Source organism: Winogradskyella psychrotolerans RS-3 (assembly GCF_000427335.1).
GTDB classification, from domain to species: Bacteria; Bacteroidota; Bacteroidia; order Flavobacteriales; family Flavobacteriaceae; genus Winogradskyella; species Winogradskyella psychrotolerans.
Map to the genome: position 1 here is coordinate 99437 of NZ_ATMR01000077.1, position 9931 is coordinate 109367.

Sequence of the window (9931 nt, forward strand, 5' to 3'; positions counted from 1 at the left end):
TCATGATTAAAAAAAGTACTTTTATGTTAATGATGTTGCTGATTACGGCATATTCATTTTCTCAAACCGTAACGGTAGATATTCCCATAAATGGCAGTGCAGGTTCTGCAGAAGAAAATTTTAGCGGCAGTGGTGAAGTCTATACAGGTAGTTCGGATTTAGAATTATATCACGACGGAACAGATGAACAAGTTATTGGTCTCTATTTTCAAAATATTGGGCTTCCTCAAAATGCTGTAATAACAAATGCTTATATTCAATTTCAAGTAGATGAAAATGGAGCAGGTGATGTAACTGTAAATATTACAGGAGACGATACGGATAATGCCTCAAGTTTTGTTGGTAACGCAGCTTTCGGTGTGTCTTCAAGACCCTCAACTACAGCAAATGTAGATTGGGCTATTGCAAGTTGGGAAGGGCAAATAGGTCTGGCATCAACAAATCAAAGAACGCCAGATATTAGTGCTATACTTTCAGAAATAACCTCAAGAAGTGGTTGGACTGAAGGTAATAGTATGGTTTTTAAATTTACAGGAGTTTCAAGATCAGATGGCGCTTGGAGAGAAGCTGAAAATAATTCAGGAGGCACACCTTCATTACATATTGAATACACAGCTGAGCCTTCAGACGTTGTTACTTCTACAGTAAATATTACAGCTAATGAAGATGATGGTACGGCTGAAGAGGCGTTTAGTGGTAGTGGTTTTGTAAGTACTATTAGTTCCGATTTAGAATTGTACTATGATGGAACTACAGAACAAGTTGTAGGGGTCCGTTTTGAAAATATTAATCTTCCACAAAATGCTGTGGTAACCAATGCTTATGTTCAGTTTGAAGTGGATGAAAATGGAAATGGAGATGTCACTGTAAATGTTACAGGAGACAATAGTGACGATGCTTCTGTGCTCGGATCTAATGGTAATTTTGGCCTTTCAACCAGAATGGCAACTACAGCAAATGTAGATTGGGCTATAGCGAGTTGGGTTGGACAAATAGGTCAGGCTTCAACAGCGCAGAGAACACCAGATATCAGTGCTATTCTTTCTGAAATTACAGCAAGAAGTGGTTGGGAACCAGGGAATAGTATGGCATTTATGTTTACAGGAGTTTCGAGATCTGATGGAGCTTACAGAGAAGCTTCTAGTGCATCAGTTTTGTTACATATTGAATATGAAACACCACCAGTTGAAATCGATATTACAGGAAACTCTATTTCTATTGAAAATGGAGATACAACACCAGATCTTTCAGATTTTACACAATTTGAAAACACAGGAATTAATGAAACATTAACCAGAACGTTTTCTATTACTAATTTAGGTGAGCAAGATTTAAACTTAACAGGCACACCGTTAGTTTATATAACTGGTGATGCTGAGTTTACAATACTTACACAGCCTAGTGCTTCAATAGTATCTTCAAATCAAAGTTTAGAGTTTGTAGTGCAATATGCACCAACTGCAGCAGTAACTAATACAGCAATGATTTCAGTTGCTAGTGATGATGCAGATGAAAATCCTTACACATTTAATCTTCAAGGTACAGGAGAAACTGCGATTATAGATTTAGATGTTTTAGGGAATGGTACATTAATTTCTAATGGAGATACTACACCAGATGTTTTAGATCATACAGATTTTGGCCCTGCATTTATTTCTGTAGGAAAAACAAAATCATTTACAATAGCAAATACAGGAAATAGTGTGATTACAATCGCTTCTATAATTAGTGATAACCCAGAGTTTGTGATTACTAATTCAGAGTCGACTATTAATGGCGGAATGTCTTCAATTTTTACTATCACTTTTGTACCTACAAGTTCAGCTTTATCTACAGCAACTATTACTATTGAAAGTAATGATACGGATGAAAATCCATTCACATTTAATGTGCAAGGCGAAGGTGCAGAGGCTTCTTTTCCTGCAACAATTAATGCGGGAGATGATTGGTTTTACTTAAATGATGGTAGTGATCAAGGTACAGCATGGAGAACTTTAACTTTTGACCAAAGTAATTGGGAAGAAGCAGCTACGGAAATTGGTTATGGAGACGGAGATGAGGTTACCGATTTAGGAGTGCCAGCAACACCAAGACCTATTACGACTTATTTTAGAAAGTACATTGATATGGAAAATATAGCAATGTATAATAGTCTAGATTTAGAAGCTGTTAGAGATGATGGGATTGTGGTTTATGTAAACAATGTTGAGGTTTGGAGAAATAACATGCCAACTGAAGGTCCTATTGCATTCGATGATGATGCAATCACAGGGATTAGTGGGTCTGATGAAGATTTTTGGAATACACAAAATGTAAATTCTTTCCCGTTAGTTGAAGGTATTAATATAATAGCTGTAGAAATTCACCAGAGTAGTGTAAATAGTGGAGATATTAGTTTTAATTTCAAATTAACACCAAGCACATCTATTGCACCAACTATTGAAGTAGAAAGAGGTCCTTATTTACAAAGTGGAACACCTACAAGTGTGGTTGTAAAATGGAGAACAGCAGTAGCAACACAATCTGCTGTTAAATACGGAACAGCTTTAGATATGTTAACTTCAGTAGTTTCTAATTCAGAATTAACTACGGAACATGAAGTGACTTTAACGGGGTTAGATCCTAATACAAAATATTACTATAATATAGGTAATGCCGATGAAGTACTAGCACAAAGCGAAACTGGAGATATGTTTGTTAAAACAGCACCAATTGCAGGAACAGATCAATTTGTAAGAGCATGGATTTTAGGAGATCCTGGAACAGGAAGTATTAATCAAAGAAATGTAAGAGATGCTTATTACAATTATGTGTCTACGGTAGAAACAAATACTGGTCAGACGGATATGATGTTGTTTTTAGGAGACAACGCTTATAGTAATGGTACAGACGCACAACACCAAAGTTATTTCTTTAATGTCTATGACGAAATGTTGAAAAAGGCAGTAGCTTGGTCTTGTTTAGGAAATCATGATGGTTTTACATCTGATTTAGAAACTCAGTCTGGTCCTTATTATGACATATTTACGTTTCCAACGGCTGCTGAGGCTGGTGGTGTGGCGTCAGGTACAGAAGCTTATTATTCTTTCGATTATGCAAATATTCACTTTATTGTATTAGACTCTCATCAATCGGGTAGAGAAGTAGGAGGTAGTCAATATCTTTGGGCTCAAAATGATATTCAGAATACAACACAAGATTGGATCGTCACTTTATTTCATCACCCAGCATATTCTAAAGGATCTCACGATTCGGATTGGGAAGGTAGATTGATTGAAATGAGAGAAAATTTTATGCCAATATTAGAAGCTAACGGTGTAGATTTAGTACTAAATGGACATAGTCATTCTTATGAGCGTTCTTACTTTATAAATGGACATCAAGGATTTGCAAATACTTTTAACATCGATAATATAACTAATGGAGGTCATACTGTTGGAGAAACAGGAGATGGTGATGGTAAAGTTGATGGCGATGGTGCATACCAAAAAACTAGCGATGCCGCAGAAGGAGCTGTTTACATTACTGCTGGTTCATCAGGACAAATATCAGGAGGAGATTTAGATCATGAAGCCATGTTTTTATCTTTAAATCAACTTGGATCTTGTGTGATGGAAATTGAAAGTGATGGTAATGGTGGACAAAACTTAACGGTTAAGTTTGTAAGGGATACTGGTGCTATTGATGATTATTTTACCATCAGTAAAACAGGAGTAACACTTAGTGTAGATGATAACGAAACAGTAGAGAAAACGATAAAAGTTTTCCCTGTACCAGCTAACGATTTACTTAATATTAAAGTAAACCTTAATGAGCATGTTACAAATGTTAAATTTTATAACAGCACAGGAAAGTTAGTTAAGGAAAGTGATAACGAAACTATCAATGTAAGTAATATGGCAACAGGAATGTATGTTATTGAAATTGCTACAGATAAGAATACGTATTACAAGTCTATAATTATTGAATAATTTACCTAACTAAATTATTTATTAAACCTCAACACAATGCTGTTAATAGCAGATTGTAGTTGGGGTTTTTAATTTATCTATAAGTTGATAAAATTTAAAGGATTTCTAAGTTGAAAATCTAAGTACACAATGAAAAAAATAATCTTTTTAATCATCACTGTTTTAATTTGTTCTTTAGCATTGTCTGGAAAAGAAGGAACGGAACCTTTTGAAACCAATGCTATTACAGAAAAGGTAGGGGTCTTATATGCTTCTAACTTTTATAAATTTCAAGAAGAAGTCAACACCTTGGTTAAGCTAACTGATAATTCTACAACATTAAGTGAATTAAAAGCAATTAAAAGGCAAATTGAAAAGACAAGATTAGTCTATAAAAAAATCGAATTTATTTTTGATTATTACCAAACCTTCTACAACGGTACTTATATAAATGGAGCGCCATTACCTAAAGTTAGTGAGTATTACGAAGGAGATAAAATTATTGAACCTTCTGGATTACAAGCTTTAGATGAAGCTGTGAATGAAGAGGCTTCAATTGAAAATATAGATTACATAAAAAATTTAGCAAACGAACTTAAAGCTCATGTAGATTATGCTTCTAATATTCATTTGCCAATTCGTTTAAAACCGAGTCAGCTTATAGAATGTATGCGTTCTGGTATGGTTAGGCTTTTTACATTAGGCGTTACAGGTTTTGATACACCAGGTTCTGTAAATGCTTTAGCAGAGAGTTATGAGAGTTTACAAAGTATGGAAACTACGTTTATGTATTTTGAAGAAGACATGCAATCGGAAGCTAAATCTAAATTTAAGGAGATTAAAAAACACTTTAAAAAAGGGAAAAAGATACTTAGTGCTAATGTTAGCTTTAATGATTTTGATAGAATGACATTTCTAAAAGAAGTAATTAATCCGTTGTATGCCGATTTGTTAGAGTTTCAAACTTTAAATAAAATTAAGCTTGAGCCTTATAAAAAACACGCTCAAAATTATGAAGCAGTTAATCTTTTTCAATCTGATTTTTTAAACACTAAATTTTATTCAGAGTTGGTGTATTTGCCTTTAGATAATCCTAAAACTATTCAATTAGGAGCATTACTATTTAAGGATTCTAAACTTTCTAATGGTAATGTAATGTCTTGTGTAAGTTGCCATGATCCTAATAAAGGTTTTACCGATGGTTTACCTAAAAGCTTAGCCAACAAGAAAGGATTTTATACATCTCGAAATTCACCTACCGTTATTAATTCGGGTTATGCTTCGCGTTATTTTTGGGATTTACGCGCTTATGATTTAGAACGACAAGTCGGTCATGTTATCGATAATGATTTAGAGTTCAATACCAATTTTAAAGCTATAGCAAAGAAACTGAAAACAGATCCTAATTATTTAAAGTTATTTAAAGACGCTTACGGCGGTATTGATAAGCAAGATATTAATGAGCGTTCTATTAGTAATGCAATTGCAGCTTATGTAAATTCTCTAAAATCTTTTGATAGTCCATTCGATAAATATGTTAGAAACGAGAGTAATGATTATCCTAAAGATGCCTTACGTGGATTTAATTTATTTATGGGAAAAGCAGCTTGTGGTACCTGTCATTTTGCACCGATGTTTAACGGTACTGTTCCTCCTTTTTATATAGAAACAGAATCTGAAGTTTTAGGTATTACGCAAGGTTTTGATACCATTAACCCTACTTTAGATACAGATATTGGTCGTTTAGGGAATGGCTTAAATATAGATAAACAACCTTTCTTTAGAAACTCTTTTAAAACGGTTTCTGTTAGAAATATAGCTTTAACAGCGCCATATATGCATAATGGCTCTTTTAAGACTTTAGAAGACGTATTAGAGTTTTATAATTTAGGAGGTGGTGCAGGTATGGGCTTAGAGGTTGAAAATCAGACTTTATCTGATGCTCCGTTAAATTTAACAAAGCAAGAAATTAAAGATATTATAGCCTTTATGGAATCTCTTACGGATACTTCTAGTTTTTTAAATGAGGAAGATTAATAAATCATTTTTAGTAACCTTTTAAAACAAAAAACAGGAAGCTTTCACTTCCTGTTTTTTTATAAATATATTTTGTGTTAATCCTTTGTAACCCTTAAAGTCTGTATGTTATTTCCTGAAGAAACTTTTACTAAATAAAGCCCTTTAGATAACTCAGATAAGTCAATTGAAGAATTTGTGATAGTATCGTTATCAAAATGAGCTACCGTTTGCCCTAATAAGTTAAATACAGTAACGTTGTCAATATCTTGAGCTGATTTAATGTTTAAAATTCCAGAAGTCGGGTTTGGATAAACACTTGTAATTTCAAATACATTATCTGTTATAGACAATGTACTATCTGTTGTAAAACTCCAAACAGTACCAGTCGTGGATCCCATGCAATTAGTAGCATCTACACTCCAATAATATGTTGTGTTTGCTTCTAAATCGGGCATAGAATCACCATTTTCAAAATCAGTATAAGATTGCGTAGGAGGATTTACGGTATCTAAATAGAATACACTTGTATCTTCAGTAGTAGAAGCTGTCCAATTAAAAGACATAGAAGCATCACTAGATTGAAGAACAACATTAGAAGCTGTATCAGCAGGACTAGGTGCGGTTGCTAATACAGGAGCAGCGTCAGCAGGACAACAAGTTACGCATTGAATAGTCGTAAACGTAGATGTGTCATCATTACCACAATCAGCGTCTATATGCCAATAAATAGTAATTTCTGTAACTCCAGCCGGTGCTGTAAAAACTAATGGATTCATGCCGTGAGCAATTACAGTGTCATCATTCTCTGTAGCTGTTATATGTATGGGATTGTCTCCAGAAATAGAATATTCATAGCCAGGTGTAAGATTTCCAATTAAAGAATACTCAGAATTTGGCCAAGTATCAAATACAATAGTTTCAGCATAACCGGTATTTTCCATAGCAACAGTTCCGCCTGGCCAATGTCCGCCAGAACCATCAAAACATTGTGCATTTGTAGTCATAGTCATTACAACACATGCGATAAGTAATAAAGTAATTTTTTTCATTTTTTTTGTTTTAGTTAATGAGCTTAAAACTACAATTAGCAACAGGTAAACAGGTTATTGTATTATTATATAACTGTTACTTTAAAGCCTGACTATGACTAGGTTTTATGGATGTGTTAAGAAATAATATTTTATATTAAGCAGATGATATAGTCCTTTTTTCTAATTCAAAAATTAATTTAAAAATTAGCAATAAGTTTTGATTTATTTCCATGTACTTGATACACAAATAAGAAACTATTCTAGTTCTCTATTTTAAAATTTTTCTTGTTTTTTTACTTACTCAAAATAGGGGTCGCAAGACGAATGGTTCTAGAAATAGAATATGTTAATTAGCATAAGATGCTAAATGATATTAATTTGCTGATAAATATTAGCCACATTGTTTTTGGCAATTCGACCTATATTAAAAAAATAAAAATAAAAACTCCAATTTTACATGATACTTGCCATCATTAAAGCACATAAAAACTAAAAAGATAAGCCTGTGGTCTTTTGATCAGAATATTTAGCAGAAGCGAGAATAAAAGTCACAGAAACAGTGTCAGTACCTATTTTTTCATACAAAAAGAATCAGTAAGCAGAGGTTAAAAGAAGAAATTAAGACGTTTCTTGTCCTAATACTATACCGTTTAGTGATGTAAATTCTAATAATAATTCAAGATTAGAAATAGCAGTCTATAATTTAATTAAGCAGTCATTTTAAAGCTTACTTTTGTCGGCTTCAAACTAAACCATGTACTCATGACAAAACCAAGAATAGCACTTGCGGTTGGCATTATTTGTATTTCAATATTTCCCATTTTGGTGAAGTTAAATCTAACGCCAGGACTTGTTTCAGCATTTTACAGAATGGCTATTGCTTCTGTTTTTATTGTGCCCTACGTATTGATCACAAAACAGTTTAAGGTAACGTCTAAAAAAGCAGTCCTATTTTCAATAATTTGTGGAGTTGTATTTGGTTTAGACGTTGGTGTTTGGAATATTGCTATTCAACAATCTACTGCCACACAAGCAACTTTGCTAACTAACTTATCACCAGTTTGGGTAGGTGTTGGTGCCTTTTTATTTCTAAGAGATAAACCGAAACAGAATTTTTGGATGGGTACCATTGTGGCTATTATTGGCATGGTGCTCTTGGTAGGTTTTGATTTGTTCCTCAATTTTGATTTCAATCTCGCCTTTATTTTTGGTGTATTATCAGGCATGCTCTATGCTATTTATATGTTGCTGAGTAAAAATGTTTTAGAAGATATGGAGGTCATGACCTTTGTGACGATTAGTCTCGTGTCTTCAACCATAGCATTGGGTGCGCTTAGTTATGCTTTTAATGAGCCTTTTACTGGGTTTTCAGATGCAGGCTGGTTGGTATTAGTTGTTCAAGGTATAGTATGTCAGCTTTTGGCGTGGTTACTTATTAGCTATGCAACAAAGCATATGCGCGCCACAAGAGTTTCTGTGAGTCTGTTAGGGCAAGCTGTATTGGCTTCCATTTTAGCTTGGTGGTTATTAAATGAGCAAGTGTCTTTGCAAATGGTTATTGGAGGTATTGTATTACTATTTGGCATTAGACTTACATTTTATGAAAAGCCTGTACTGAAGTCTAAAGTTTAAATTTACCTTGAGTTCGTTTCTCTTGGAGTAATAGAGCCTATAAAAAATGCAGATGAATCTTGTCTTAAACCAGATTTCTGTAATATTTAATTGATGGTGTTTCATACCATAATATCATGTAAATATTTTAACCGAAGAATGTTTGCTAAAACATGCAATTCCACTTATTTTCGTGAAAACATTTTTCTAAATTAAATGCATTTATTGACGTTTTCTTACAGAAATCAATAAGGTGTATAATATGAAAGTTTATGGGCGTTCCCTTATCAGGTCGGGCTGTACGCTATATCTTTTGCTAAAAAAAAGCAAAAGGATGCCGCTTCCATCCCTAACGCGCTAAACCCAGAAACTGTATTGGTGTTTCAAGGGGTGCAAAGTCACAAAAAATAATTACGTAAAAGTTATACCAATCTTGTTTTATACGTATTTACAGAATTTATGTCAGAAGCTGTACATCATCATAGCAGGTAGGATAATAAACTTTAATGATGTTTAAAACTTTATTAGTTATACTTAGTTTTTTTAATCCATCTAAGAATGAAAAACACTGAGATTTATTATTTTTTAAGGTAGTTTTTTGATTTGTATTTGGTTATCTAAAATATACCTAATAGAGGGTATTGTTTTGCTTTAAACTATTATATAATATCGCATGAAACATTCTTTACCAACCAATTCAACACACATCATGAAAAAAAAAGTTCTGTTTACACTTGCCTTAATCGTATCTACAGTTTTTTTCACCCTTAAAGCTCAAAATTGGAACGAAATCATTAATGCCACAGCTTCCGATACTGCTGCTGACGACTGGTTTGGCTATTCCGTTGCTATTGATGGCGATTATGCCATTGTTGGAGCGCCTTATAATGATGATGCTAGTCTTAATTCAGGTTCAGCCTATATTTTTGTGCGTTCAGGAGGTAGTTGGATAGAGCAAGTAAAACTCACGGCGTCCGATGCTGCTGCAAATGATCAATTTGGCCGTTCCGTTGCTATTGATGGCGATTATGCCATTGTTGGTGCTTACTATAATGACGATAATGGTAGTGGGTCAGGTTCAGCTTATGTGTTTATGCGTTCAGGAGGTAGTTGGACAGAACAAGCAAAACTCACGGCGTCCGATGCTGCTGTTAATATGTTTAGCGTTTCCGTTGCTATTGATGGCGATTATGCCATTATTGGAGCGCTTATTAATGATGATAGTTGGTAATAATTCAGGGCGTCTAGGCCTATATTTTCGGGTACGTTTCGAGGAGGTAGTTGGACAGAACAAGCAAAACTCACGGCGTCCGATGCTGC

Annotated in this window: 5 protein-coding genes; 4 read left to right on the forward strand and 1 reads right to left on the reverse strand. The window is 34.0% G+C overall.

Annotation, left to right across the window (positions count from 1 at the left end; all coding sequences use genetic code 11):
* The first annotated feature begins 2 nt into the window (after positions 1–2).
* Entirely contained in the window at positions 3–3971 is a 3969-nt protein-coding gene (locus ADIWIN_RS19460) for a choice-of-anchor D domain-containing protein (protein WP_051155415.1), read from the forward strand.
* A gap of 129 nt (positions 3972–4100) precedes the next feature.
* On the forward strand, positions 4101–5987 hold the full coding sequence (locus tag ADIWIN_RS05390; protein ID WP_020895495.1) for a cytochrome-c peroxidase: 1887 nt from the start codon (positions 4101–4103) through the stop codon (positions 5985–5987).
* A gap of 77 nt (positions 5988–6064) precedes the next feature.
* On the opposite strand, the gene ADIWIN_RS05395 is transcribed toward ADIWIN_RS05390, so the two are convergent.
* Complete coding sequence (locus ADIWIN_RS05395; protein ID WP_040756602.1) at positions 6065–7018, reverse strand: T9SS type A sorting domain-containing protein; 954 nt, start codon at positions 7016–7018, stop codon at positions 6065–6067.
* Between the two features lie 744 nt (positions 7019–7762).
* On the opposite strand from ADIWIN_RS05395, the gene ADIWIN_RS05400 reads away from it, so the two are divergent.
* Together ADIWIN_RS05400 and ADIWIN_RS05405 are read left to right on the forward strand one after the other, a co-directional pair.
* Positions 7763–8632 (forward strand): DMT family transporter, encoded by an 870-nt coding sequence (locus ADIWIN_RS05400; protein ID WP_040756603.1) that lies wholly within the window; start codon positions 7763–7765, stop codon positions 8630–8632.
* Between the two features lie 688 nt (positions 8633–9320).
* Positions 9321–9842: an FG-GAP repeat protein gene (locus ADIWIN_RS05405; protein ID WP_020895499.1), complete on the forward strand. Its 522-nt coding sequence runs from the start codon at positions 9321–9323 to the stop codon at positions 9840–9842.
* Positions 9843–9931: the final 89 nt, after the last annotated feature.

Coding starts and splice junctions, on each gene's coding strand:
- ADIWIN_RS19460 (WP_051155415.1), top strand. CDS start 3: ATGATTAAAAAAAGTACTTTTATGTTAATGATGTTGCTGATTACGGCA.
- ADIWIN_RS05390 (WP_020895495.1), top strand. CDS start 4,101: ATGAAAAAAATAATCTTTTTAATCATCACTGTTTTAATTTGTTCTTTA.
- ADIWIN_RS05395 (WP_040756602.1), bottom strand. CDS start 7,018: ATGAAAAAAATTACTTTATTACTTATCGCATGTGTTGTAATGACTATG.
- ADIWIN_RS05400 (WP_040756603.1), top strand. CDS start 7,763: ATGACAAAACCAAGAATAGCACTTGCGGTTGGCATTATTTGTATTTCA.
- ADIWIN_RS05405 (WP_020895499.1), top strand. CDS start 9,321: ATGAAAAAAAAAGTTCTGTTTACACTTGCCTTAATCGTATCTACAGTT.